The sequence below is a fragment of the Pseudomonas orientalis genome, from assembly GCF_002934065.1.
Taxonomy (GTDB): domain Bacteria; phylum Pseudomonadota; class Gammaproteobacteria; order Pseudomonadales; family Pseudomonadaceae; genus Aquipseudomonas; species Aquipseudomonas orientalis_A.
The window spans coordinates 1,725,371-1,749,530 of sequence record NZ_CP018049.1; the positions used below are offsets into that span (position 1 = coordinate 1,725,371).

The following is a 24,160-nucleotide window of genomic DNA, read 5'->3' on the forward strand; positions in this document are numbered from 1 at the left end:
CGCTGGATCAGTCCTGCAGGTCGGGCGGTGGTGCGCTGGGGGGCTTGGCGGTGAGCGAGGTGATCTTGATCAGCAGCGCCAGGTGGCCGCCATCCAGATAATTGAGCTGGTTGTTCTTGGTGCGCACCTCTTTCTGGCTCAAGTGTTCGCTGGCGATCACGCTGCCGTTGGCGTCGAACTGGTTGATCCAGAAGTCGGCATCGATGTCGGTGAAACGTCCCAGTTGCAGGTTCAGTACGCCTTGGATCGGGAATTGGCCGAATTGCTCCTGGCCGTCGGTGATGGCGATCCGCACCGGCTGCTCGCCCAGGTTCTGCTCCCAGGCTTTGTGCGCGAGCACGGTGTAGCTGGAATCGGCGCGCAGCTTGTCGACGATGTTACCCAGGCGCGGCGGGCTCATCCGCTCGCCCAGGCGCGGTGCACCGCCATCCCAGTTTTCCGGGGCGGCGCGGCTGTTGATCACCGGCTCCGCATTCTGGCGCACCAGGATCATTTCCACCTGGTAGGGGCTGTCGGCAAAGGCTGAAGGCGCGAGTACCACCAACAACAGGCTCAGAATGCGGAACACGCGCATGGAGGCGTCCTTCAAGCAGATTTCGGAATGAGGCGCTCAAACAGCGCCTCCAGGGTATTGAAGCGTTCTTCGGCACGTTCCATCGGCACCATGAACTTGAACAGCGTAGCCCCTTCGAACTTGTAGCGGTTGGGCTGGCCCTGGATCAGCTTGATCAGCACCAACGGGTCCACCGGCGTCTGGGCTTCGAATTCGATACGCCCGCCTTGCGGCCCGGCGTCGACCTTCTTGATGCCCAGCTGCTCGGCCTGCAACTTGAGCAGGGTCAGGCGCACCAGGTTCTTGGTCGGTTCCGGCAACAGGCCGAAGCGGTCGATCATCTCCACCTGCAGGTCCTTGAGGCCTTCTTCGTCGGTGGCCGAGGCGATGCGCTTGTACAGGATCAGCCGCGCATGCACATCCGGCAGGTAGTCTTCGGGAATCAGCGCTGGCAGGCGCAGGTTGATTTCCGGGCCACCGCCCAGCGGTTGATCGAGGTTGGGTTGCTCGCCCTTGCGAATGGCTTTCACCGCGCGTTCCAGCATCTCCATGTACAGCGTGAAACCCACCGCCTGGATCTGCCCGCTCTGGCCGTCGCCGAGCAGTTCGCCGGCACCACGGATTTCCAGGTCGTTGGTAGCCAGCACAAAACCCGCGCCCAGGTCCTGGGTGTTGGCGATGGCTTCCAGGCGCTTTTCCGCATCGCTGGTAATTTGCTGGCGCGGCGGCGTCAACAGGTAGGCATAGGCCTGGTGGTGGCTGCGCCCGACGCGGCCGCGCAGTTGGTGCAACTGGGCCAGGCCGAACTTGTCGGCGCGCTCGATGATGATGGTGTTGGCGCTCGGCACGTCGATACCGGTCTCGATAATGGTCGAGGCGATCAGCACGTTGAAGCGCTTGTGGTAGAAGTCGCTCATCACCTGTTCGAGTTCGCGCTCGCGCATCTGCCCGTGGCCGATGGCGATGCGGGCTTCCGGCACCAGTTCGGCAAGGTCGGCGGCGCACTTCTCGATGGTCTTCACGTCGTTGTGCAGGTAATACACCTGACCACCGCGCAGCAATTCGCGCAGCAGTGCTTCCTTGACCGTGCTTTTGTTCTGCTCCATCACGAAGGTGCGTACCGACAGGCGGCGCGCCGGCGGCGTAGCGATGATCGAGAGGTCGCGCATGCCCGACACCGCCATGTTCAGCGTGCGTGGGATCGGCGTCGCCGTGAGCGTAAGAATGTCGACCTCGCTGCGCAGGGCCTTGAGTTGCTCCTTCTGGCGCACACCAAAGCGGTGTTCTTCGTCGATGATCACCAGGCCCAGGTTTTTGATCTTCACATCGTCCGACAGCAGCTTGTGCGTGCCGATCACGATATCGATCTTGCCTTCGGCCAGGTCGGCAATCGCGGCATTGACTTCCTTCGCCGATTTGAAGCGGCTCATCACTTCCACCGTCACCGGCCAGTCGGCAAAGCGGTCGCGGAAGCTGTTGTAGTGCTGCTGGGCGAGCAGGGTGGTCGGCACCAGGATCGCCACCTGCCTGCCGCCATGCACCGCAATAAAGGCGGCGCGCATGGCCACTTCGGTCTTGCCGAAGCCCACATCGCCGCACACCAGGCGGTCCATCGGCTTGGGCGCGAGCATGTCGGCGCGCACGGCTTCGATGGTGGTTTGCTGGTCCGGGGTTTCTTCGAAGGCGAAGCCGGCGCTGAAGGTGGCGTAGTCGGCTTTCGGGTCGGCGAACGCATACCCTTCGCGGGCGGCGCGGCGGGCGTAGATGTCGAGCAGTTCGGCGGCCACGTCGCGCACCTGTTCGGCGGCCTTGCGCTTGGCTTTCTGCCAGGTCTCGGAGCCCAGGCGATGCAACGGCGCCAGCGCGTCGTCGCTGCCGGTGTAGCGCGCGATCAAGTGCAGGCTGGCCACCGGCACGTAGAGCTTGGCGCCTTCGGCGTATTCCATGGTGAGGAATTCGGCGGCCTGGTTGTCGATTTCCAGGGTCTGCAAACCGAGGTAGCGGCCGACGCCGTGGTCGATGTGCACCACCGGCGCGCCTTCGCGCAGCTCGGTGAGGTTCTTGATCACCGCATCGTTATTGGCGTCGGCGCGTTTTTCGCGACGGCGACGCTGCATCACACGCTGGCCGAACAAAGGGCTTTCGGCGATCAGGGCCAGGGCCGGGTCATCCAGCAGCAGCCCTTCGTCCAGCGGCGCGATGGTGATTGCCAGGCGCTCCTTGCTTTTTACAAAATCCGGCCAGCTGTCGACGGTTTTCGGGCGCAGCTTCAGGCGCTCCAGCAACTCCAGCAACACCTCGCGACGGCCGGCGGACTCTGCGGTAAACAGCACGCGGCCGGGGAAGTCGCCGAGGAAGTTGGACAGCGCTTCCAGCGGTTGTGTGGCTTTGGCCTGGATCGCCAAATCCGGCAGCGCCGCTGCGGGGAAGCGCTCGCGGCCGCTGCCGGCGTCCACATCCTGCTGGCTGGCGACCACGCGCGGCCAGTTTTTCAGGCGCGCGAAGCAGTCTTCCACCGGCAGGAACAGCTCGGCGGGGGGCAATAAAGGTCGGGATGGGTCGACGCGGCGCTCTTCATAGCGGTTGCGCACGTCGTTCCAGAAATTTTCCGCCGCCTGCTCGATGCCCGGCAGCGAGAACACCTGGGTGTCCTGGGGCAGGTAATCGAAGAGGGTCGAGGTTTCGTCGAAGAACAGCGGCAGGTAGTACTCGATACCGGCCGGCGTAATCCCGCTGCTCAAGTCCTGGAAGATCGGGCAACGACGGAAGTCCACATCGAAGCGCTCGCGAAAGCGCGCCTTGAAGCGCGTGACCGCGTCTTTTTGCAGGGGAAATTCCCGTGCCGGCAGCAGCTTGATCGACTCGACTTTATCGATGGAGCGCTGGTTTTCCGGGTCGAAGGTGCGCAGCGTTTCGATCTCGTCATCGAACAGGTCGATGCGATACGGCAACTTGCTGCCCATCGGGAACAGGTCGATCAATGCACCGCGTACGGTGAATTCGCCGTGTTCGTACACCGTGTCGACATAGCGGTAGCCGGTGGCCTCCAGGCGCGTGCGCATCTGCTCCACGTCGAGTTTCTGGCCGACATCCAGCACCAGGCTGCTGCCCAGCAGGAATTTGGTCGGCGCCAGGCGGTGCAGGGCGGTGGTGATCGGCACCACCAGCACGCCGTGGGCCAGTTCCGGCAGGCGGTACAGGCTGGCGATGCGCTGGGAAATGATGTCCTGGTGCGGCGAGAACAGGTCGTAGGGCAGGGTTTCCCAGTCGGGAAAGTGCAGCACCGGCAAATCGGGGGCGAAGAAGCTCAGCTCCTGCTCCAACCGTTCGGCGCTTTGGCTGTCGGCGGTCAGCAGCAGGGTAAAGCGCTTGGCTGCGCTGGCAGCCTCGGCGATGGCCAGGCTCAGGGCGGCACCGGGCAGGTTGCCCCAGTGCTGTTTACCTGCCGCGGCAGGGAGTAGCGGTAGACGCAGAACGGGCACGGAAGGTTGAGCTCCAAGCGTTGCGACAAAGTCGGTAATTGTAACGGCCAGAGGTGCCGCCTGTCAGTTGCTGACTGTGCCTATTACGGTTTGTTGGAAATGTAGTGGCTAAGACAAACAATCGCGGGTTTTGACTCAATATGTAGTGCCAAAATGCGCGAATGTTTAGGAGGGTTACGGACAAGTCGGCCTGCTTGTCAAACGAATGGTCTTCTGGAACCCGCGTATTTCCTGGGCTGTAGCGCGGTGGTATTTTTTTGCAAGGGGTTTTTGTTGCCTGTAGCGCATTGCTCAACGGTCAGTCGGGCGACATAATGTAGCCCCTTTTTTCAGCCCCTACATGTGGAAGGTTCCCGTGACTCAGAAGCCCGACCAGTGTCTTGGTGAATGGATCGACCGTGAAGCACTCGCTGAAGCGATGATTCCGCTTATCGGTCAGCTGTACCGCAATAACAATGTGGTGAGCTCGATCTATGGCCGCAGCCTGATCAACCAGTCCGTCATCGCGATTCTCAAGGCGCACCGCTTTGCGCGCCACCGTTCTGCCGACGACAGCGAACTCTCCGTCCACGAAACATTCCCGTTGCTCAAGGCCATGAGCGAGCTCAAGCTCGGCGCGGCTTCGGTCGACCTGGGCAAGCTGGCCTACAAATTCCGCAAGGAAGGCGCCGGTCGCAGTGCCGAGCAGTTCGTGCGTGAACAAATGGCCGAGGTGATCGGCCAGCAAAGCGCCGCTGCCCGCAAAGGCACCGACGTGGTGCTCTACGGCTTCGGCCGTATCGGCCGCCTGCTGGCGCGCATCCTCATCGAAAAAACCGGCGGCGGCGACGGCCTGCGCCTGCGGGCCATCGTGGTGCGCAAAGGCGCCGAGAACGACCTGACCAAGCGCGCCAGTCTATTGCGCCGCGACTCGGTACACGGTCCGTTCAACGGCACCATCGTTATCGACGAAGCAAACAACACCATCACCGCCAACGGTAACCTGATCCAGGTGATCTACGCGAAGAACCCGTCCGAGGTGGATTACACCCAGTACGGCATCCAGGACGCGCTGCTGGTGGACAACACCGGCGTATGGCGTGACGCCGAAGGCCTGGGCCAGCACCTGGCCTGCCCGGGTGTCGACCGCGTTGTCCTGACCGCGCCTGGCAAGGGCAAGCTCAAGAACATCGTGCACGGCATCAACCATGCCGAAATCACCGCTGACGACAAGATCGTGTCCGCCGCGTCCTGCACCACCAACGCCATCGTGCCGGTGCTCAAGGCTGTGAATGACAAGTTCGGCATCGTCAACGGCCACGTCGAGACGGTTCACTCGTACACCAACGACCAGAACCTGATCGACAACTTCCACAAGGGCGACCGCCGTGGCCGCAGCGCCGCGCTGAACATGGTGATCACCGAGACCGGTGCCGCCACCGCTGCCGCCAAGGCCCTGCCTGAACTGGCCGGCAAGCTGACCGGTAACGCGATCCGTGTACCGACGCCGAACGTGTCGATGGCCATTCTCAACCTGAACCTTGAGAAAACCGCCACCCGTGAAGAGATGAACGAGTACCTGCGCTACATGGCGCTGCACTCCGATCTGCACAAGCAGATCGACTTCGTCAATTCCCAGGAAGTGGTGTCCACCGACTTCGTCGGCTCGCGCCATGCCGGTGTGGTGGACGCCGAGGCGACCATCAGCCAGGACAACCGCGTTGTGCTGTACGTGTGGTACGACAACGAGTTCGGCTACAGCTGCCAGGTGGTTCGCGTGATGGAAGACATGGCTGGGGTCAACCCGCCGGCGTTTCCGCGCTAAGCCTGAGTGTTGAATGAAAAGGCCCCGACTGGTTCGGGGCTTTTTTGTGCCTGGAGGGCCTCATCGGGGGCAAGCCCCCTCCCACATTGGTATGTGTTCGCAAATCAAACTGTGGGAGGGGGCTTGCCCCCGATGGCGGTGCTGCAGCCGACACATCAATCCAGCAACTGGCCGCGCAACTCATCAGACAACCCTTCAGGTGCCAGCCAGATACCCAAGTAAGCCCTCGCCAGCGCATCATCGCTACTGCTGAACACCACCTGGTCATTAATCTCGAGGTTCAAACCCCGGCCCGGGCGAAAATCCAGGGCATAGCGGTCACCGCTACGAATATCCCGGAATCGGGCGTGCAGCCTGGCTATCTCCGGATTCAAGCCGGCATTGGTTTGCTGGCGTTCCAGGGTGGCGCTGGCCGCCTTGATCACATCCGCGCGATCGATGTTGCGAAAGTAATACAGCACCAGGCGCAACGCTTTCTGTTGGTCCCAGGCTTGCTTTGCGGTCAGATCAGCCGGCGCGTACAGCGCCGCCGCATACACATCCGCCCAGAGATAGTTGAGCACCGCCTGGTTTTTCAGCGCCAACCCCTCGACCTGCGTGGGGAAGCCAGCCTGCTTGAGTCGGTCCGTATCACTGGCCTGGGCCGTGATCGACAGCATCAGCATCAAACCGATAAAGAGTTGTCGCATAATGGCTGATCCTTGAATCGACGCTGCTTTGCGCCCTGTTAGTATGGCAACACTGGCCTACGACGCGACCAAGGGTTAATGTGCGCGGCGTTGAGCCTTATATAGACTGTGCCCCGGTTCACACACTTGAGCCAAATTGTCCTTCATGCCCGCTGGCCGCGGCATGATTTAGCCAGGCGTCCAACCGTACGCCTGGCCTGTTCTGAGGAGTACGCATGGCTGTCTACAACTACGACGTGGTGGTACTGGGTTCCGGCCCGGCTGGAGAAGGCGCGGCGATGAACGCTGCAAAGGCAGGGCGCAAGGTGGCGATGGTCGACAGCCGTCGCCAGGTCGGCGGCAACTGCACCCACCTGGGTACCATCCCGTCCAAGGCGTTGCGTCACTCCGTGCGCCAGATCATGCAATTCAACACCAACCCGATGTTCCGGGCGATTGGTGAGCCGCGCTGGTTCTCGTTCCCGGACGTGTTGAAAAGCGCCGAGAAAGTCATCTCCAAGCAAGTCGCGTCGCGCACCGGCTACTACGCCCGCAACCGCGTCGACCTGTTCTTCGGCACCGGCAGCTTCGCCGACGAGCAGACCGTCGAAGTGGTCTGCGCCAACGGCGTGGTCGAGAAGCTGGTGGCCAAGCACATCATCATTGCCACCGGCTCGCGCCCGTATCGCCCGGCGGATATCGATTTCCACCACCCGCGTATCTACGATAGCGATACCATCCTGAGCCTGGGCCATACCCCGCGCAAGCTGATCATCTACGGCGCCGGCGTGATCGGCTGCGAATACGCCTCGATCTTCAGCGGCCTGGGTGTACTGGTGGAACTGGTGGACAACCGTGACCAGTTGCTGAGCTTCCTCGACTCGGAAATTTCCCAGGCGTTGAGCTACCACTTCAGCAACAACAACATCACCGTGCGCCACAACGAAGAGTACGAGCGCGTCGAAGGCCTGGACAACGGGGTGATCCTGCACCTCAAGTCCGGCAAGAAGATCAAGGCCGACGCCTTGCTGTGGTGCAACGGCCGTACCGGCAACACCGACAAGCTGGGCATGGAAAACATCGGGGTCAAGGTCAACAGCCGTGGCCAGATCGAGGTGGACGAGAACTACCGCACCTGCGTGACCAACATCTACGGCGCCGGTGACGTGATCGGCTGGCCAAGCCTGGCCAGCGCCGCCCATGACCAGGGCCGTTCGGCGGCGGGCAGCATCGTCGACAACGGCAGCTGGCGCTACGTGAACGACGTGCCGACCGGCATCTACACCATTCCCGAGATCAGCTCGATCGGCAAGAACGAGCACGAACTGACCAAGGCCAAGGTGCCGTACGAAGTGGGCAAGGCGTTCTTCAAGAGCATGGCGCGTGCGCAGATCGCCGGTGAGCCGCAAGGCATGCTGAAGATCCTGTTCCACCGCGAAACCCTGGAAGTGCTCGGCGTACATTGCTTCGGCTACCAGGCGTCGGAGATCGTGCACATTGGCCAGGCGATCATGAATCAGCCGGGTGATCTGAATACGCTCAAGTATTTCGTCAACACCACGTTCAACTACCCGACCATGGCCGAAGCCTATCGGGTAGCGGCCTACGACGGCCTCAACCGGCTTTTTTGAGCGGCTCCGGCCGGTGGCCTGAGCCGGCCGGGGAGACCGATTTCAGTAATTCCCGAGGGTGGCAGTGGCCAAACCGGGAAAGTCTGTAATCAGGCTATCTACGCCGAAGTCGGCGAGCCTGCGCATCAACGCAGGTTCGTTGACCGTCCACACGGATACATGCAAACCCTGGCGCTGGGCTTTTTCCAGCCGCTCAGGGGTGCACAACGTCCAGTTCAACGCCAGGTACTCACAGCTATAGTTCTGCGCGACCTTCAGTGGGTCGAGCCAGGCGTATTCGGCCACCAGCCCGCGTGACAGGTCGGGGGTCAGTTCAATCGCCGCTTTGAGCACTTCCCGCGAACTTGAGGTGACGGTGACTTTGTCCATCAGGCCAAAGCGCACGGCCATCTCGCGGATTGCCAGCACGGTGGTGGCGGCGCGGGTGCGCGAAGCGCTTTTGACTTCCAGCTGCCAGTGGTCGAAGTCGCACTTTTCGAACAACTCCTCCAAGCGCGGGATCGGGCAAGGGCTGACCCAGCCCGGGCCGCCTTTGCGCGCATCCATCTTCACCAGGTCGGCTGCCGAGTACTCGACGACTTTGCCGCGTCGGTCGGCCGTGCGCTTGAGGGTAGGGTCGTGGATGACCATCAGTTCGCCGTCCATGGACAGGTGCAGGTCCAGTTCGCAGCGGCGTACGCCGTGCTTGAGGCATTCCTGAAAGCTGGTCAGGGTATTTTCCGGTGCTTCGCCTTTGGCACCGCGATGGCCGTAAATCAGGGTCACAGTTGCTCCTTTGCGCCAGGATGGCTGGCGTCGTGAATACGCATTCAGAGATCGTCGCTTTGTTCTCGCGCCAGGCGGCGTTCCTGGGCCTGTTTCTGCAGGATGTAACGCGCCAGCAGTTGGCGTTGGGCGTCGGTCATGGATTCGAATTCCGTGCCCACGTCAAAGCCGTCGCCCTTGGGATTGCAATGGGTCACCCGCGCGCGCAGCAGCAGGCCGAGTGCCTGGGGCATCAGCACCAGCTTGACCGCCAGGTGCGTGTCGGGCGCCAGTGGGGCAGGGTGCTGGAAGTCGATGCCGCCTTCGGACAGGATCACCGGCTGCGGCGCGCCCACCTCATTGAGCAGCCCGCGGGCCATGACCTGGCTGAGCAGGTCCAGGCGCTTGTTCTGCACTTTGAGGAACGCCGCCAGGCTGCGGTCTTTTTCGTTGATTTGGCGCAGCAGGTGCTGGGCTTCGAACTCGCTGAGGTGCAATTCGCTGAGCAGATTGAACAGCGGCGAATCATCCAGCAATACTTCCTTGCTCGCCGCATCGGGCGCCGACAGGCTTTTGATTTGGAGTGCGATCATGTCGTCGATACGGTAGTATTCGCGGCGCTCTTCTTCATCTAATGTCGACATGGCGAACCCCAGGTAACGGTAATGGTCTGAGTGTAAAGCTGCTGACCAGACCCCGCCACCGGGACGTCTTCTTTTCCTCCGAACAAGCCCCGACATGTTCAGACCTCTCTTCGTATTTATCGGCACGCGTTATACCCGTGCAAAGCGTCGCAATCATTTTGTGTCGTTCATTTCCCTGACCTCCATGATCGGTCTCGCCCTGGGCGTGGTCGTGATGATCGTGGTGCTGTCGGTGATGAACGGCTTCGATCATGAGATGCGCACCCGCGTGCTGGGCATGGTGCCCCACGCGACCATCGAGGGCGATGCGCCCATCAGCGACTGGCAAAGCCTGGCCGCCAAGGTCAAGCAGAACCCCAAGGTGCTGGCCGTTGCGCCGTTTACCCAGATGCAGGGGCTGCTGACCAATGACGGCAAGGTGCAGAAGATCCTGCTCAATGCCGTCGACCCGGCCCAGGAGCGCAACGTCTCGATCATCGACAAGTTCATGCTGCAGGGCCGGCTCGATGACCTGGCGCCCGGCAGCTTCGGCATCATCATCGGCGACAAGGCCGCGGCCAAGCTCGGCGTAAGCGTTGGCGACAAGCTGACCTTCGTCGCGCCGGAGGTCACCGTGACCCCGGCCGGGATGTTCCCGCGCATGAAGCGGTTTACCGTGGTCGGCACCTTTCATGTGGGCGCCGGCGAGATCGACGGCTACCTCGGCTTGACCAACCTCACTGACCTCGCGCGCCTGCACCGCTGGCAGCCGGACCAGGTGCAGGGCCTGCGCCTGAAGTTCAACGACCTGTTCGACGCGCCGCGCGGCGCCTGGGAAATCGCCCAGCACCTGGGTGAATCCCAGTACTACGCCCGCGACTGGACCCGCACCCACGGCAACCTCTACCAGGCCATCCGCATGGAAAAAGCCATGATCGGCCTGCTGCTGTTGCTGATCGTCGCCGTGGCCGCCTTCAACATTATCTCCACGTTGGTGATGGTGGTGAACGACAAGAAGGGCGACATCGCCATTCTGCGCACCCTGGGCGCCACGCCGGGGCAGATCATGGCGATCTTCATGGTGCAGGGCACCGTGATCGGCGTGGTCGGCACCCTGATCGGTACCGCCGTCGGCATTCTCGCCGCGTTGAATGTCAGCGCCGCCATCGCCCTGCTTGAAAAAGTGCTCGGTCACAAATTCCTCAACGCCGACGTCTACTTCATCGACTACTTGCCGTCCCAGGTTCAGGCCCAGGACGTGTTGATGGTGGGCGGTGCCGCGTTGGTCCTGAGTTTCCTTGCCACCCTGTATCCAGCCTGGCGCGCGGCACGTACCCAGCCAGCACAGGCATTACGTTATGAGTGAATCGGGCATGAGTGAAAAAGCAATCCTGAGCTGCCGCAACCTGGGCAAATCCTATGAGGAAGGCCCGGAATCGGTGGTCGTGCTGGCCAACCTGCAACTTGAACTGCACCCGGGCGAGCGCGTGGCGATCGTCGGCAGTTCCGGTTCCGGCAAAAGCACTTTGCTGAACCTGTTGGGCGGCCTCGACACGCCGTCCCAGGGCAGCGTGTGGCTGGCCGGTGAAGAACTCTCGGCCCTCGGTGAAAAGGCCCGTGGCCAGTTGCGCAACCGCTCGTTGGGTTTTGTGTACCAGTTTCACCACCTGCTGCCGGAATTCACCGCCCTGGAAAACGTGTGCATGCCGCTGCTGATCGGCAAGACCGCGATCCCCGAGGCGCGCCAGCGTGCCACCGCCTTGCTGGAGCGCGTCGGCCTCGGCCATCGCCTGGAGCACAAGCCGGCCGAGCTGTCCGGTGGTGAGCGCCAGCGTGTGGCCATCGCCCGTGCGCTGGTGAACAACCCAGGCCTGGTGATGCTCGACGAGCCCACCGGCAACCTCGACTCCCACACCGCCCAGGGCATCAAGGACTTGATGCTGGAGCTGAGCACCCAGATGCGCACCGCGTTCCTGGTGGTGACCCATGACATGAGCATGGCACGTCAGATGGACCGCGTACTGCATTTGCAGGAAGGTCATCTGGTCGCTATCTGAGTGGCTGCAAGCCCGGTTTTTCGAGGCCGGGCTTTTTTATTTTTTCAGGCGGTGCACGCGAATGTTCAGACCGTTATCGATTTTCATCGGCACGCGCTATACCCGCGCCAAACGCCGCAACCGTTTTGTCTCGTTTATCTCGATGACCTCGATGATCGGCCTCGCCCTGGGCGTCTTGGCGATGATCGTGGTGCTCTCGGTGATGAATGGCTTCCAGCGCGAAATGAGCTCGCGCATCCTTGGCATGGTGCCCCACGCCACCATCGTCGGCGTAAAGCCGATTGATGACTGGCAGCCGGTGGCCGCTGCCGCGATGAAGAACCCGCAAGTGACGGCGGCGGTACCTTTCACACAGATGGACGGCATGTTCTCCTACAAGGGCGCGATGCAGCCGATTGAGATCAGCGGCGTCGACCCGGCCCAGGAAGGCAAGGTGTCGATCGTGGCCAAGCACATCGTGCGCGGCAAACTGGAAGACCTGAAACCCGGCGAGTTCGGTGTGGTGATCGGCGACATCACCGCACGCCGCTTCCGCCTCAATGTGGGCGACAAACTGACCTTGATCGTGCCGGAAATCAGCACCGCGCCGGGCGGCATTACCCCACGTATGCAGCGTTTGAACGTGGTGGGTATCTTCAAGGTGGGCGCCGAGCTGGACGGTTCCATGGCCTTGATCAACATGGCCGATGCGGCCGAAATACAGCATTGGCAACCCAACCAGGTGCAGAGCGTGCGCCTGGCGGTGACCGACCTGTACGCGGCGCCGAAGGTTTCGGCGGACATCGCCGCCAGCCTCGGCGCGGCGTATAAGGCCGACGACTGGACCCACACCCAGGGCAGCCTGTTCAGTGCGATGAAGATGGAAAAGACCATGATCGGCCTGTTGCTGCTGATGATCGTCGCGGTGGCCGCCTTCAACATCATCGCCACCTTGATCATGGTGGTGAACGACAAGGGCGCCGACATCGCGATCCTGCGCACCATCGGCGCCACACCTCGGCAGATCATGGCGATCTTCATGGTGCAGGGCACGGTGATCGGCGTGGTCGGCACCCTGATCGGCGGCGTGCTGGGCGTGATTGCGGCGCTGAACGTGAGCGAACTGGTGGGCTGGATGGAGCGGGTGAGCGGGCAGCATATCTTCAGTTCGGATGTGTATTTTGTCAGCAACCTGCCTTCCGAACTGCAAGGTGGCGATGTGCTGCTGATTTGCTCGGCGGGGTTTGTGCTGAGCTTCCTGGCGACGATTTATCCGGCGTATCGGGCGGCGAAGATCGAGCCGGCGCATGCGCTCAGGTATTCGTAGCGTTTGAGGCCGCCATCGGGGGCAAGCCCCCTCCCACATTTTGACCTCATTTCTCCTGAGTAAATGGGGTCCACTGTGGGAGGGGGCTTGCCCCCGATAGGGCCGGTCCAGCTTGCATCAATCTCCCTTGGGCAACTCAATCACAAACCGCGTCCACCCCGCCTCGGACTCACAGTAAATCCTCCCCCCATGCGCCCGAACAATCGACTGGGTAATCGCCAGCCCCAGCCCCGCATGCTCGCTGCTGCCCTCGCGCCGCGCCGGATCGGCGCGGTAGAAGCGATCGAACAGCTTGGGTAACACATCTTTCGAAATACCTTCCCCGGTGTTTTCCACCGTCAGCTTCACGCCGCGCTCATCGTCTGCCAGGCGCACCCGCACTTCGCCGCCCGCCGGGGTAAACCTGAGTGCGTTCTCCAACAGATTGGACAAGGCCCGGCGCAACATGCCGCGATCACCGGCCGCGTGGGCACGGCCTTCGCACACCAGCGAAACCTGCGCGTCTTCGGCCAGCAGTGCAAAAAACTCCAGCAACGCCTCGACTTCATCAGCCAGTGCCAACGGCTCGCGCCTGGGGTTCAGCAAACCGTGGTCGGCTTTGGCCAGGTACAGCATGTCGTTGACCAGTTGTGCCATCCACTGCAATTCCTCCAGGTTGCTGTGCAGCGCTTCACGGTAATCCTCCAGTGGGCGCGGCTGGGTGAGGATGACCTGGGTCTGGGTCAGCAGGTTCGACAGCGGTGTGCGCAGTTCGTGGGCGATATCGGCGGAGAAGGCCGAGAGGCGCTGGAACGCGTCGTCCAGGCGGCCCAGCATGGCATTGAAGGTCTGCGCCAACTCCGCCAGTTCGGCCGGCATCTGTTGCTGCGGCAAGCGTTGCGTCAGGGAATGGGCGGACACGCCGGCGGCGACTTCGCCCATGCGCCGCAAGGGTCGCAGCCCGCTGCGCGCCGCCCAGGCGCCGAGCAGCGCGGTGGCCAGGGCCGAGAGGCCGACGGTCAGCCAGATCAAGCGCTGCATGCGTTGCAGGAAATGCTGGTGGTGGGTGATGTCGAGTATCAGGGTCAACTGCGCTGAGTCAGTTTGGCCGGGGTTCAAGGGCGCGTTGTACACGCGATAGGCGGTGCCGGCCTGCTGCAGGCTGTGCAGGCCGGGTGCCTCGGGCAACGCCACGCCGGGAGCCTGGTCAAGCCAGCGCTGGCCGGCCGCGGTGATGCGTAAGGTGAGGTCGGGTTGATGGTTGAGGTCGGCGCGCAATTGGGGTTCGCGTCGGGCGAAGGCTTGCGGCGAGTCGACACCCTGCAACGTGTTGCGCAGCGTCACCAGCCGGCTGTCCAATTGCTGCTGGTCCAGCTCGATAAAGTGCGCCTCGCTGGCGTGGTTGAACAACACGCCGGCGAGCAGCGAAACCACGGCGGTGCACGCGGCAAACAGCAGGGCCAGGCGGCTGGCGAGGGACAGGCGCTGGATCACGTGAAGCGCTCCTCCAGTACATAGCCCATGCCGCGCACCGTGTGGATCAGCTTGTTGGGAAAGGCATCGTCGACTTTCAGGCGCAGGCGGCGGATCGCCACTTCGATGATGTTGGTGTCACTGTCGAAATTCATGTCCCACACCTGTGAGGCGATCAGCGACTTGGGCAGCACTTCGCCCTGGCGGCGCAGCAGCAGTTCCAGCAGGGAAAACTCCTTGGCGGTGAGGTCGATACGCTGGCCGCTGCGTTCGACGCGGCGGCGGATCAGGTCCAGGCGCAGGTCGGCCAGTTGCAGGTGGGTGTCCTGCGGCGCGCTGCCACCACGCCGTAACAGGCTGCGCACGCGGGCGAGCAGCTCGGAGAAGGCGAAGGGCTTGACCAGGTAATCGTCGGCGCCCAGCTCCAGGCCGTGCACGCGATCCTCCACCGCGTCGCGTGCGGTAAGAAACAACACCGGCATGTCCAGGCCGGCGCTGCGCACCGCTTGCAGGATTTGCCAGCCATCACGACCGGGCAGCATCACGTCGAGGATCAGCAAGTCATAGTCGCCGGTCAGCGCCAGGTGCTGGCCGCTGGTGCCGTCGGCCACCAACTCGGTGGTAAACCCAGCTTCGGCCAGGCCCTGGCGCAGATAGTGGCCGGTTTTCGGTTGGTCTTCGACGATCAGCAGTTTCATGTAAGGCTCTTGGCAAAGGATGGACGCTTCCCTGTAGGAGCGAGCTCGCTCGCGAAAAACGTCAACGATAACGCGTACTCTCTGGCTTGACGCAGCGTGCTGATGTTCTTCGCGAGCAAGCTCGCTCCTACCACAATAAGCGGCTGAGCGCGCCAACGGGGTAACCTGACAAAGTTGTAATCTAGCAGTCAGCTCGCTGGCAGCGGGCTTATCTTAGAGTGCTGCCCAAGCGGGTTATGTATTTTTGGAGAAGAAAGATGGCGTTGCGTACACCCCTGTTGCTGGCGGGCTGCCTGCTGGCGTTGAGCTTCAATGCATTGGCTGATGCGTCTCGCACCTACGCGTTTGGCCAACCGGCGCCGGCTGACAAAGCCACGCGTACGGTGGAGGTGACGCTGCAGGATATTTCCTTCTCGCCCAAGTCCCTCGACGTCAAGGCCGGTGAGACGGTCCGTTTTGTGTTGGTCAATAAAGGCCGGTTGCTGCATGAGTTCAACCTTGGCGACGCGGCCATGCACGCCGAACATCAGAAGGAAATGTTGCAGATGCAGGCCAGCGGCATGCTCACGGCGACCGGTATGGGGACCATGGACCACAGTAAAATGGAGCATGGCGCGATGAAGCACGATGACCCCAACAGCGTGTTGGTCGAACCCGGCAAAACCGCCGAGCTGACCTGGACCTTTAGCAAGGCCACCGGCCTTGAGTTCGCCTGCAATCTTCCCGGTCATTACCAGGCGGGCATGGTCGGCACGCTGACCGTTGAGTAAGGCGTTCCTTAAGGGCGGGAGCAAAGGCTGGTAGACTGGCGCGGTTTATTTAGCCAGGTTTCCGCCATGCATCCCGCAGCCGAACATTCGCCGCTGGGCAAGTCCAGTGAATACATCTCCACGTACACCCCTTCGTTGCTGTTCCCGATCCCTCGCGCGGCCAAGTGGGCCGAGCTGGGCCTGAGCGCCGAGACCCTGCCCTACAAGGGTGTGGATTTCTGGAACTGCTTCGAACTGTCCTGGTTGCTGCCGTCCGGTAAGCCGGTGGTGGCCATCGGTGAGTTCAGCATCCCGGCCGACTCGCCGAACATCATCGAGTCCAAGTCCTTCAAGCTGTACCTCAATTCGTTGAACCAGACCGCGTTCGCCGACACCCATGGCCTGGAAGAGACCCTGCGCAACGACCTCAGCGCCGCCGCCGGCAAGCCGGTCAGCGTGCGCATCCGCAGCCTGGCCGAGATCGAGGCGCAAGGCGTGATGGCGTTGCCGGGCGTATGCATCGATGATCTTGATATCAACGTCAGCAGCTACGAACATCCGCGCCCGGAACTGTTGCGCTGTGATGACTTGCGTGTGGTGGAAGAGAGCGTGCACAGCCACCTGCTCAAATCCAACTGCCCGGTCACCAGCCAGCCCGATTGGGGCAGTGTGGTGGTGGAGTACCGCGGTGCGGCGCTGGATCACGCCAGCCTGCTCGCGTACCTGGTGAGCTTCCGTCAGCACTCGGACTTCCATGAACAGTGCGTGGAGCGCATCTTCCTGGACCTGCAGCGCTTGCTCAAACCGCAGAAACTGACCGTGTACGCGCGGTATGTGCGCCGGGGCGGGCTGGACATCAACCCGTATCGCAGCACCGAGGATGCGGCGTTCCAGAACGTGCGCCTGGCGCGTCAATAAGCCTGCACCCAAAACCCAATGTGGGAGGGGGCTTGCCCCCGATTGCAGGGTTTCAGACACAGATGCTGTGACTGACACTCCGCTATCGGGGGCGAGCCCCCTCCCACATTTGGATCTGCGCTTGGCTCGCGGGCAGGTTAGATGCCGATGTTGCCCAAGGTGATCATGATATTGCGCAATGTCCCGGAAATGACCGGGTGTTCAGCGTCGAACTCTATGGCCACTTGATTCACGTCGTCGGAAATGCTGGGCGACTGGGTGGCCGGCTCCAGTTCAAGTTGCACTTCAAACTTGGCGATCAAGGCTTCCAGCGCTTCGCGTTTTTCTTCCGGCAGCGGCGGTTCCTGTTCCAGCTGCCCGCGCAGGATCTCGACCTGTTCTTCCAGTTTTTTGCGATCAGGCATGACATTCTTTCCTTTTATCGATAGGCACTGGCATAGACCGCGGCGCGCCGTGAAAGGTCTACGAACTGACCTGTAGATTAATCCACTGGCGCCAACTGTGCATGATCCTTGTCAGGGCTTCTCGCCTTTGAGGCGGCGCAGGCGGATGTCGGCCAGGCAGGTGTCGAGCTCACCGAGGTGGTCGATCACCGAATGCACGCCTAATCCATAGAGGGCCACGGTGGCCTTGCCGCGCTTGTGCTCGCGTTCCTTTTCGCTCAGTGCCTGCCATTGCTCCGGCGCCACGCCGCACAGCGAGCCGCAGGAGGCCAGGCCAATGGTCCACAGCCCGGCGTTCAGGCCTGATTGCAGCAGGCGCGGTTCGCCGCTGACCAGCACGCAGCCGTCCAGGCGATCGATGTTCAGCTCCATCAAGGCTTGCCAGCAGGCGTGGGGCGCCGGCCAGCGGATGGTGGAGGGTGAGGCGGCCTTGACCCACGCGGGCAGGGTCGCGGCCAGTGGCGTGGTGACAGAGGGCGGCAGTTCATCCAGCCAGGCGCAGGGCACGCCTTGCTCCTTCAGGCTGCGCAGGATTTTCAGCGCGCCGGGTGTGGCCTGGGAGTCGGGGGAGGGTGAGTCGCGCCGGGCCTGGGAACCGAAATCCACCAGGCAGCCACTCAGGCCAAACAACACGGCGGTCAGCGCGGGGGCAGTGGCAACGGCGATCTCGGCATGTGGCATCTGAACGTCCCTGAAATAGCTGCAACGCTATCGGGGCGGCATGACAGGTGGATGACATCGGCGCGTATTTGTAGGAATTTTGTGCAAATTATGAAAGTCGTTTCCTTGCAGCTGCCTAAATCCACACTTCCGTCATATACTGGCCGCCTTATTCAGGGCATAGCGCCCATGACAGACTATTCAAGGAGCAAAAGCTATGCGCTGGAGCCAGTACTTCGCTCAGTTGTCGGTGTGTGCCACCGTCCTAATGGCACCGTTCGCCGCCCAGGCCGCGACAGAAGATGATCCATGGGAAAGCGTCAACCGCCCGATCTTCACCTTCAACGACACCGTTGATACCTATGCCCTCAAGCCAATCGCCCAAGGCTATCAGTTCGTCACCCCGCAATTGGTGCAGGACGGCATTCACAACTTCTTCCGCAACATCGGCGATGTCGGCAACCTGGCCAACAACGTGTTGCAACTCAAGCCGCACAACGCTGGCGTCGACACGGCCCGCCTGCTGGTCAACACCACGTTCGGCGTGCTGGGCTTTATCGATGTCGGCACCAAAATGGGGCTGCAGCGCAGCGATGAAGACTTCGGCCAGACCCTCGGCTACTGGGGCGTCGGCAGCGGTCCCTACGTGATGATCCCGTTGATGGGCCCGAGCACCTTGCGTGATGCGCCGTCCAAATACGTGGACAGCTACACCCAACCGTACCGCTACATGAACGACATCGGCTGGCGCAACAGCACCTTTGGCCTGAATGTGGTCGACACCCGTGCCAGCCTGCTCGACAGCGAAAAGCTGATCAGCGGCGACAAGTACACCTTTATCCGTAACGCTTACCTGCAGAACCGTGAGTTCAAGGTCAAGGACGGCAAGGTTGTCGACGACTTTTAAGCTGTGACGTTTTGAAATGAAAAAGGCGACCTTTGAACGGTCGCCTTTTTTGTGCGCGTGGATCAGCGCATTTTCAAAATCTTCAGGCCCAGCTGCTGCTCATCGCCTACGGCCTTGGCCCACACCACCTCGGTATCAGCCTCAAGACCCCTGAGTGCGGCGTGCTCCGAATCGATGCGCACGGTAAGCAAGTCACCGACGCTGAACTGGCGAGGTGCCTGCACCTGCATGCCGGAGCTGGAAAGGTCCACGCAGACCCCTGCAATTTCCTGCCCGGCGTGGATCAAGGACACATCGGCATCCACCCGCATGCGGATGAAGTCGCGTTTTTCCGCGTAGTCGCGCTCATGTTCGCTCACAGCATCCATCCTTACTTTGGGTTGTGGTGATGAACGTTCTTATAACTCCCGGTGATTTGCGGTGTAAAGACGTTCGGCGACCATCGGCATGAGCTTGAAACCCCTCACGGATGGGAGTACCGTCTGCGCCTTAGAAGGGCACCTCTGCTTTACGGTTGTGCATTGGATAAATCCCAATGCTTTGTAGGACAGAGAGGCTAGAAAGCGAATCCAGTACGTGAGCCCGGCCATTGTCGAGCCACCTACGCCAACCTAATTCTGGCGCCGTTTGCCCACATGCAAAAAACCAGTGCCACGCTGCTGATAATCGATGACGACGAAGTAGTGCGCGCGAGCCTCGCGGCCTATTTGGAAGACAGTGGCTTCAGCGTCCTGCAGGCCGGCAACGGCCAACAGGGTCTCCAGGTATTCGAGCGCGACCAGCCCGACCTCGTGATCTGCGACCTGCGCATGCCCCAGATGGGCGGCCTCGAGCTGATTCGCCAGGTGACCGAGCTTGCTCCGCAGACGCCGGTGATTGTCGTGTCCGGGGCCGGGGTCATGAATGACGCCGTTGAAGCCTTGCGCCTGGGCGCCGCCGATTACCTGATCAAACCCCTGGAAGACCTGGCGGTGCTGGAGCACTCGGTGCGCCGCGCCCTGGACCGTGCACGCCTGCTTCAGGAAAACCAGCGCTACCGCGATAAGCTCGAGACCGCCAACCGCGAGCTCGAAGCCAGCCTGAACCTGCTCCAGGAAGACCAGAACGCCGGTCGCCAGGTGCAGATGAACATGCTGCCGGTGAGCCCCTGGACCATCGACGATTTCCAGTTCGCGCACCAGATCATCCCGTCGTTGTACCTGTCGGGGGATTTTGTCGACTATTTCCGTGTGGATGAGCGGCGCGTGGCGTTCTACCTGGCCGACGTGTCCGGCCACGGTGCATCCTCTGCGTTTGTCACCGTGTTGTTGAAGTTCATGACCACGCGGTTGTTGTTTGAATCCAAGCGCAATGGCACCTTGCCGGAATTCACCCCCTCCGAGGTGCTGGGCCACATCAACCGGGGCCTGATCAGCTGCAAGCTGGGCAAGCACGTGACGATGGTTGGCGGCGTGATCGATGAAGAAACCGGTCTTTTGACCTACAGCATTGGCGGTCACCTGCCGATGCCTGTTCTGTACACTCCTGACAGTGTGCGTTACCTGGAAGGGCGTGGCCTGCCGGTGGGCTTGTTCAATGAAGCCACCTATGAAGACCACATCCTGGAACTGCCGCCGACCTTCAGCCTGACGCTGATGTCCGACGGCATCCTGGACCTCCTTCCAGAGCCTACACTTAAAGAGAAAGAAGCCGCCTTGCCCCAAAAGGTCAAGTCGGCGGGCGGCAGCCTGGATGGTCTGCGGCAGGTTTTTGGATTGGCCACGCTAGGGGAGATGCCGGATGATATCGCCCTATTGGTGTTGAGCAGGAATCTTTGATGAGTACCGGAAGAATCCAATTCGCCGAGCAAGACGGGACCTTTGTCCTGAAGTTTGTCGGTGAAGTGCGCCTGACCCTGTGTTCGGCGCTGGATGCGACGATCGAGCGGATCTTCACAGCGCTGAACTTCTCGGCGATCGTGATCGATCTGACCGAAACCCGCAGCATCGACAGCACCACCCTGGGCCTGTTGGCCAAATTGTCCATTCTGTCGCGGCAGAAGGTCGGCCTGTTGCCGACGGTGGTCACCACCCACGAAGACATTACCCGTCTGCTGCAGTCCATGGGTTTTGATCAGGTGTTCAACATCGTTGACCGCCCGATCCCCTGCCCGGAATGCCTGACCGACCTGCCGTCGCAGGACCAGTCCGAGGAAATCGTGCGGATCAAGGTGCTTGAAGCACACAAGATCCTGATGGGCCTGAACGAGTCCAACCGCGAAGCCTTCCACGACCTGGTCAACGCCCTCGAGCGCCACTGATCCCCAATTGAAATGCGCTCAAATGTGGGAGGGGGCTTGCCCCCGATAGCACTGTGTCAGTTATGAATAAGCTGACTGACACCCTGCCATCGGGGGCAAGCCCCCTCCCACAGTTGATCCATGACAGGCTTGAAACCGGCGCCCACAAAAAAGGGCGGCACCCACTCAGGTGCCGCCCTTTTTGCTGCCTGCGCTTTTACAGCTTGGCCGACAACAACGCCTCCAGCTTCTCCTGATCCCGAGCAAACTGACGAATCCCCTCTGCCAGCTTCTCAGTCGCCATCGCATCTTCGTTGGATTCCCAACGGAACTGCGCTTCAGTCATATGCACCCGCGCCTCACCGGCATGGCCGGGCGACAACTTGCGCTCCAGCTTGCCGTCATCCGCCGCCAGCTTCTCCAGCAGGTCCGGGCTGATGGTCAGGCGATCACACCCGGCCAGTTCTTCAATCTGGCTCAGGTTACGGAAGCTCGCACCCATCACCACCGTCTTGTAGCCGTTGGCCTTGTAGTAGTTGTAGATGCGCATCACCGACTGCACGCCCGGGTCATCGGAACCGGTGTAGTCGTTGCCGTTGGCCTTCTTGTACCAATCGTAGATACGGCCCACGAACGGCGAGATCAGGAACACACCCGCTTCAGCGCAGGCCACGGCCTGGGCGAAGGAGAACAGCAGGGTCAGGTTGGTCTGGATGCCTTCTTTTTCCAGCTTCTCGGCGGCACGGATGCCTTCCCAGGTAGAAGCGATCTTGATCAGCACACGGTCACGGCTAACGCCGGCTTTGTCGTACAGATCGATCAGACGGTGCGCACGCTTGAGAATCGCGTCTTCGTCGAACGACAGGCGGGCATCCACCTCAGTGGAAATACGGCCCGGCACAACTTTGAGAATCTCTTGACCCACCGCCACCGCAAACCGGTCACTGGCCAGGCCAACATCGCCATTGCAGTCCTGCACGCATTCATCCAGCAGCTTGGCATAGCCTGCGATCGACGCAGCCTTGAGCAGCAGGGAAGGGTTGGTGGTCGCATCTTGCGGCTTGAGCTTGGCGAGGGTAGAAAAATCGCCGGTATCGGCTACGACGGTGGTGAATTGCTTGAGTTGTTCCAGCTTGGAAGTCATGGGCGTGCTCTGTCCTGTGGGTCTGTTGACATTACCCGAGCGCTGGCAGGCGCTCAAGGGCGCAAATGCGTTAGGTCGTTTGCGCGGGGCAACAACCTGAAAACAGCCGTTTAAATACCGACCGTACTGCTCCATAGGAGGCCAGAATCGATGGCAGGTTCAACCCAACTGCCCGATAGCGCCTCCACAGCCACCAACACCTCCCCTGACACACACAGCACCCAATGTGGGAGGGGGCTTGCCCCCGATAGCAATGTATCAGTCAACCCACAGCTAACTGACCCCCCGGCAAGCTACCCACTCACCGCCCCTCCAACAATTCCCCCGCCTGATCCAACAACGCCAACGGATCCGCCGCCTTATGAATATCCACCGACAACAACTGCCTGAACTTGCGCGCCCCCGGAAACCCGGTGCCCAACCCCAACACATGCCGAGTAATGTGATGCATCGTCCCACCACTGGCCAAATGCTCAGCGATATAAGGCCGCAACTGCGCCAACGCCTCCGATCGGCGGATCACCGGCGCCTCACTGCCAAACAACCGCTGATCCACCTCCGCCAACAGATACGGATTGTGATAAGCCTCCCGCCCCAACATCACCCCATCAAACGTCTGCAAATGCTCCTCGCACTGCTCCAACGTCTTGATTCCACCGTTAAGATTGATCTCCAACGCCGGAAAGTCCCGCTTCAACTGCGCCGCCACGTCATAGCGCAACGGCGGAATGTCGCGGTTCTCCTTGGGCGACAACCCCTCCAGAATCGCAATCCGCGCATGTACGGTAAAACTGGTACAACCGGCGTCCTTCACCGTCCCGACGAAATCACACAACTCGGCATAACTGTCCCGCCCATTGATGCCGATACGGTGCTTCACCGTCACCGGAATCGACACCGCATCGCGCATCGCCTTCACACAGTCCGCCACCAGGGCAGGATGAGCCATCAGGATCGCGCCGATCATGTTGTTCTGCACCCGGTCGCTGGGGCAGCCGACGTTCAGGTTCACTTCGTCGTAACCGGCGGCTTCGGCCATACGGGCGCAGGCGGCCAGGTCGGCGGGGACGCTGCCGCCCAGTTGGAGGGCCAGCGGGTGCTCGGCTTCGTTGTGGCGCAGGAAGCGCTCGTGGTCGCCATGGAGGATCGCACCGGTGGTGACCATCTCGGTGTAGAGCAGGGCGTGTTTGGAGAGCAGGCGTAGGAAGAACCGGCAGTGGCGGTCGGTCCAGTCCATCATGGGGGCCACGGAGAAGCGGCGGGAGAGAGGAGCGGATTGTAGGGGCATTGGGGGTCTGAGCTAGCGGGCGGAAAGGCGAGCAGTTTATCAGGGATGCTTGTCAGGTACTCAGCGGGTTCTCACGGCTAGTTACTTAATCTCCAGTGACACCTGGAGCGCATGCCGGTTAGGGTTTTGACGTAAACCTTGTGTTGGCTATTTATTGTGGCTACGATAATTTATGCAGATTACCTATGATCCAGCCAAAGACGCTCGCAACGTTTCAGAGCGTAGTCTCCCATTTGCGCTGGTGCGAGACTTTGAGTGGTCCACGGCCTTGATCCTGCAGGATGATCGATTTGACTACGGCGAGTGTCGTTATCGGGCGATGGGGTACATAGGGGGTCGGCTGCATGTCGTAGTGTTTACCCCACGGGGTGACGCGGTCCACGTTATCAGCTTTCGTAAAGCCAACAAACGGGAGGTCAAAAATTATGACCAAGAAACCCAGTCCTGAAATGGTCGATACGGCAAACCCCGAATGGTCGGCCGAGGATTTTGCCAAGGCCAAACCAGCCAGCGAAGTGCTTGTTGGGTTGTTTGGCAACGCTCAGGCGAAGGAAATGCTCAAGCCAAAGCGTGGCCGACCAAAGTCGGAAGCGACTAAAGAGCACGTGAATGTTCGTTTTGATGCTGAGGTGCTGGAGAAATTCAGGGCTTCTGGGCCGGGCTGGCAAACGCGAATGAACGCAGCCTTGGCTGATTGGCTCAAGACGCATACGCCAGATGAGCTGAAGGCGTAGTCGCCAGAGATCGTTCCCAAA

At 61.2% G+C, this 24,160-nt stretch carries 24 protein-coding genes; 12 read left to right on the top strand and 12 right to left on the bottom strand.

The features are described 5' to 3' along the window. Nucleotides 1–7 precede the first annotated feature (7 nt). Together BOP93_RS07765 and mfd are read right to left on the bottom strand one after the other, a co-directional pair. On the bottom strand, nt 8–574 hold the full coding sequence (locus BOP93_RS07765; RefSeq protein ID WP_104502151.1) for a CsiV family protein: 567 nt from the start codon (nt 572–574) through the stop codon (nt 8–10). A gap of 11 nt (nt 575–585) precedes the next feature. Next, on the bottom strand, nt 586–4,035 hold the full coding sequence (mfd, locus tag BOP93_RS07770) for a transcription-repair coupling factor (RefSeq protein ID WP_065932323.1): 3,450 nt from the start codon (nt 4,033–4,035) through the stop codon (nt 586–588). Between the two features lie 340 nt (nt 4,036–4,375). On the opposite strand from mfd, the gene BOP93_RS07775 reads away from it, so the two are divergent. Further along, entirely contained in the window at nt 4,376–5,839 is a 1,464-nt protein-coding gene (locus BOP93_RS07775) for a glyceraldehyde-3-phosphate dehydrogenase (RefSeq protein WP_104502152.1), read from the top strand. 155 nt (nt 5,840–5,994) lie between these two features. On the opposite strand, the gene BOP93_RS07780 is transcribed toward BOP93_RS07775, so the two are convergent. Continuing rightward, entirely contained in the window at nt 5,995–6,528 is a 534-nt protein-coding gene (locus BOP93_RS07780; protein ID WP_104502153.1) for a chalcone isomerase family protein, read from the bottom strand. A gap of 215 nt (nt 6,529–6,743) precedes the next feature. Here BOP93_RS07780 and sthA point away from each other — a divergent pair, with 215 nt between their 5' ends. Next, nucleotides 6,744–8,138, top strand: coding sequence for a Si-specific NAD(P)(+) transhydrogenase (gene sthA / locus BOP93_RS07785; RefSeq protein WP_043047489.1), 1,395 nt, complete (start codon nt 6,744–6,746; stop codon nt 8,136–8,138). Nucleotides 8,139–8,180: 42 nt separating this feature from the next. Here the strand turns inward: sthA and BOP93_RS07790 are convergent, their stop codons facing one another. Both BOP93_RS07790 and BOP93_RS07795 read right to left on the bottom strand, forming a co-directional pair. Next, complete coding sequence (locus tag BOP93_RS07790) at nt 8,181–8,903, bottom strand: glycerophosphodiester phosphodiesterase (RefSeq protein ID WP_065893538.1); 723 nt, start codon at nt 8,901–8,903, stop codon at nt 8,181–8,183. Between the two features lie 44 nt (nt 8,904–8,947). Next, entirely contained in the window at nt 8,948–9,526 is a 579-nt protein-coding gene (locus tag BOP93_RS07795) for a PilZ domain-containing protein (protein WP_065886350.1), read from the bottom strand. Between the two features lie 94 nt (nt 9,527–9,620). On the opposite strand from BOP93_RS07795, the gene BOP93_RS07800 reads away from it, so the two are divergent. The 3 genes from BOP93_RS07800 to BOP93_RS07810 all read left to right on the top strand — a co-directional run bounded on the left by BOP93_RS07800 (nt 9,621) and on the right by BOP93_RS07810 (nt 12,868). Next, the gene (locus BOP93_RS07800) at nt 9,621–10,871 is read left to right on the top strand and encodes a lipoprotein-releasing ABC transporter permease subunit (protein ID WP_065893540.1); all 1,251 of its coding nucleotides are present in this window, start codon (nt 9,621–9,623) and stop codon (nt 10,869–10,871) included. A 7-nt stretch (nt 10,872–10,878) separates the two neighbouring features. Continuing rightward, nucleotides 10,879–11,562 (top strand): lipoprotein-releasing ABC transporter ATP-binding protein LolD, encoded by a 684-nt coding sequence (lolD, locus tag BOP93_RS07805; protein WP_167400612.1) that lies wholly within the window; start codon nt 10,879–10,881, stop codon nt 11,560–11,562. Nucleotides 11,563–11,623: 61 nt separating this feature from the next. Beyond that, the gene (locus BOP93_RS07810) at nt 11,624–12,868 is read left to right on the top strand and encodes a lipoprotein-releasing ABC transporter permease subunit (protein ID WP_104502154.1); all 1,245 of its coding nucleotides are present in this window, start codon (nt 11,624–11,626) and stop codon (nt 12,866–12,868) included. A gap of 117 nt (nt 12,869–12,985) precedes the next feature. Here BOP93_RS07810 and BOP93_RS07815 read toward each other — a convergent pair whose 3' ends face one another. Next, nucleotides 12,986–14,341 carry a heavy metal sensor histidine kinase gene (locus BOP93_RS07815; RefSeq protein ID WP_104502155.1) on the bottom strand — a complete coding sequence of 452 codons (1,356 nt, stop codon included), beginning with the start codon at nt 14,339–14,341 and terminating at the stop codon, nt 12,986–12,988. Then, nucleotides 14,338–15,018 (bottom strand): heavy metal response regulator transcription factor, encoded by a 681-nt coding sequence (locus tag BOP93_RS07820; protein ID WP_065932318.1) that lies wholly within the window; start codon nt 15,016–15,018, stop codon nt 14,338–14,340. Before BOP93_RS07820 ends, BOP93_RS07815 begins: the two co-directional genes overlap by 4 nt. A gap of 257 nt (nt 15,019–15,275) precedes the next feature. On the opposite strand from BOP93_RS07820, the gene BOP93_RS07825 reads away from it, so the two are divergent. Continuing rightward, entirely contained in the window at nt 15,276–15,788 is a 513-nt protein-coding gene (locus BOP93_RS07825; RefSeq protein WP_104502156.1) for a cupredoxin domain-containing protein, read from the top strand. 66 nt (nt 15,789–15,854) lie between these two features. Beyond that, on the top strand, nt 15,855–16,685 hold the full coding sequence (queF, locus tag BOP93_RS07830; protein WP_104502157.1) for an NADPH-dependent 7-cyano-7-deazaguanine reductase QueF: 831 nt from the start codon (nt 15,855–15,857) through the stop codon (nt 16,683–16,685). Between the two features lie 137 nt (nt 16,686–16,822). On the opposite strand, the gene BOP93_RS07835 is transcribed toward queF, so the two are convergent. Both BOP93_RS07835 and BOP93_RS07840 read right to left on the bottom strand, forming a co-directional pair. Next, a complete protein-coding gene (locus BOP93_RS07835; protein WP_104502158.1) occupies nt 16,823–17,089 on the bottom strand; it encodes a DUF4404 family protein in 267 nt (88 codons plus the stop codon). 111 nt (nt 17,090–17,200) lie between these two features. After that, nucleotides 17,201–17,809 carry a phosphatase gene (locus tag BOP93_RS07840; protein ID WP_104502159.1) on the bottom strand — a complete coding sequence of 203 codons (609 nt, stop codon included), beginning with the start codon at nt 17,807–17,809 and terminating at the stop codon, nt 17,201–17,203. A 247-nt stretch (nt 17,810–18,056) separates the two neighbouring features. Here BOP93_RS07840 and BOP93_RS07845 point away from each other — a divergent pair, with 247 nt between their 5' ends. Next, nucleotides 18,057–18,695: an MlaA family lipoprotein gene (locus BOP93_RS07845; protein WP_370671219.1), complete on the top strand. Its 639-nt coding sequence runs from the start codon at nt 18,057–18,059 to the stop codon at nt 18,693–18,695. A 62-nt stretch (nt 18,696–18,757) separates the two neighbouring features. Here BOP93_RS07845 and BOP93_RS07850 read toward each other — a convergent pair whose 3' ends face one another. After that, entirely contained in the window at nt 18,758–19,054 is a 297-nt protein-coding gene (locus BOP93_RS07850; protein ID WP_104502160.1) for a PilZ domain-containing protein, read from the bottom strand. Between the two features lie 276 nt (nt 19,055–19,330). Between BOP93_RS07850 and rssB the strand changes: the two genes are divergently transcribed. Both rssB and rssC read left to right on the top strand, forming a co-directional pair. Next, nucleotides 19,331–20,512: a two-component system response regulator RssB gene (gene rssB / locus BOP93_RS07860; protein WP_104502162.1), complete on the top strand. Its 1,182-nt coding sequence runs from the start codon at nt 19,331–19,333 to the stop codon at nt 20,510–20,512. Then, a complete protein-coding gene (rssC, locus tag BOP93_RS07865; protein WP_017848891.1) occupies nt 20,512–20,994 on the top strand; it encodes an anti-sigma factor antagonist RssC in 483 nt (160 codons plus the stop codon). Before rssB ends, rssC begins: the two co-directional genes overlap by 1 nt. A gap of 196 nt (nt 20,995–21,190) precedes the next feature. Here the strand turns inward: rssC and tal are convergent, their stop codons facing one another. Continuing rightward, nucleotides 21,191–22,117, bottom strand: coding sequence for a transaldolase (gene tal, locus BOP93_RS07870; RefSeq protein ID WP_104502163.1), 927 nt, complete (start codon nt 22,115–22,117; stop codon nt 21,191–21,193). A 301-nt stretch (nt 22,118–22,418) separates the two neighbouring features. Continuing rightward, complete coding sequence (gene dusA, locus BOP93_RS07875) at nt 22,419–23,405, bottom strand: tRNA dihydrouridine(20/20a) synthase DusA (protein WP_104502164.1); 987 nt, start codon at nt 23,403–23,405, stop codon at nt 22,419–22,421. Between the two features lie 172 nt (nt 23,406–23,577). Here dusA and BOP93_RS28110 point away from each other — a divergent pair, with 172 nt between their 5' ends. Together BOP93_RS28110 and BOP93_RS07885 are read left to right on the top strand one after the other, a co-directional pair. Beyond that, nucleotides 23,578–23,853, top strand: a complete 276-nt coding sequence (locus BOP93_RS28110; RefSeq protein WP_065893550.1) for a BrnT family toxin — start codon at nt 23,578–23,580, stop codon at nt 23,851–23,853. Beyond that, on the top strand, nt 23,831–24,139 hold the full coding sequence (locus tag BOP93_RS07885; protein WP_065893551.1) for a BrnA antitoxin family protein: 309 nt from the start codon (nt 23,831–23,833) through the stop codon (nt 24,137–24,139). The genes BOP93_RS28110 and BOP93_RS07885 overlap by 23 nt, the downstream gene beginning before the upstream one ends. The last annotated feature ends 21 nt before the right edge of the window (nt 24,140–24,160 follow it).

Bases quoted from the DNA above. Each gene is read 5' to 3' on its own strand.
- BOP93_RS07795 (WP_065886350.1), bottom strand. From the start codon at position 9,526: ATGTCGACATTAGATGAAGAAGAGCGCCGCGAATACTACCGTATCGAC.
- BOP93_RS07800 (WP_065893540.1), top strand. From the start codon at position 9,621: ATGTTCAGACCTCTCTTCGTATTTATCGGCACGCGTTATACCCGTGCA.
- sthA (WP_043047489.1), top strand. From the start codon at position 6,744: ATGGCTGTCTACAACTACGACGTGGTGGTACTGGGTTCCGGCCCGGCT.
- tal (WP_104502163.1), bottom strand. From the start codon at position 22,117: ATGACTTCCAAGCTGGAACAACTCAAGCAATTCACCACCGTCGTAGCC.
- rssB (WP_104502162.1), top strand. From the start codon at position 19,331: ATGCAAAAAACCAGTGCCACGCTGCTGATAATCGATGACGACGAAGTA.
- BOP93_RS07845 (WP_370671219.1), top strand. From the start codon at position 18,057: ATGGCACCGTTCGCCGCCCAGGCCGCGACAGAAGATGATCCATGGGAA.
- BOP93_RS07885 (WP_065893551.1), top strand. From the start codon at position 23,831: ATGACCAAGAAACCCAGTCCTGAAATGGTCGATACGGCAAACCCCGAA.
- BOP93_RS07775 (WP_104502152.1), top strand. From the start codon at position 4,376: ATGTGGAAGGTTCCCGTGACTCAGAAGCCCGACCAGTGTCTTGGTGAA.
- BOP93_RS07810 (WP_104502154.1), top strand. From the start codon at position 11,624: ATGTTCAGACCGTTATCGATTTTCATCGGCACGCGCTATACCCGCGCC.
- BOP93_RS07820 (WP_065932318.1), bottom strand. From the start codon at position 15,018: ATGAAACTGCTGATCGTCGAAGACCAACCGAAAACCGGCCACTATCTG.
- BOP93_RS07840 (WP_104502159.1), bottom strand. From the start codon at position 17,809: ATGCCACATGCCGAGATCGCCGTTGCCACTGCCCCCGCGCTGACCGCC.
- BOP93_RS28110 (WP_065893550.1), top strand. From the start codon at position 23,578: ATGCAGATTACCTATGATCCAGCCAAAGACGCTCGCAACGTTTCAGAG.
- BOP93_RS07825 (WP_104502156.1), top strand. From the start codon at position 15,276: ATGGCGTTGCGTACACCCCTGTTGCTGGCGGGCTGCCTGCTGGCGTTG.
- dusA (WP_104502164.1), bottom strand. From the start codon at position 23,405: ATGCCCCTACAATCCGCTCCTCTCTCCCGCCGCTTCTCCGTGGCCCCC.
- lolD (WP_167400612.1), top strand. From the start codon at position 10,879: ATGAGTGAAAAAGCAATCCTGAGCTGCCGCAACCTGGGCAAATCCTAT.
- BOP93_RS07780 (WP_104502153.1), bottom strand. From the start codon at position 6,528: ATGCGACAACTCTTTATCGGTTTGATGCTGATGCTGTCGATCACGGCC.
- BOP93_RS07765 (WP_104502151.1), bottom strand. From the start codon at position 574: ATGCGCGTGTTCCGCATTCTGAGCCTGTTGTTGGTGGTACTCGCGCCT.
- queF (WP_104502157.1), top strand. From the start codon at position 15,855: ATGCATCCCGCAGCCGAACATTCGCCGCTGGGCAAGTCCAGTGAATAC.
- rssC (WP_017848891.1), top strand. From the start codon at position 20,512: ATGAGTACCGGAAGAATCCAATTCGCCGAGCAAGACGGGACCTTTGTC.
- BOP93_RS07835 (WP_104502158.1), bottom strand. From the start codon at position 17,089: ATGCCTGATCGCAAAAAACTGGAAGAACAGGTCGAGATCCTGCGCGGG.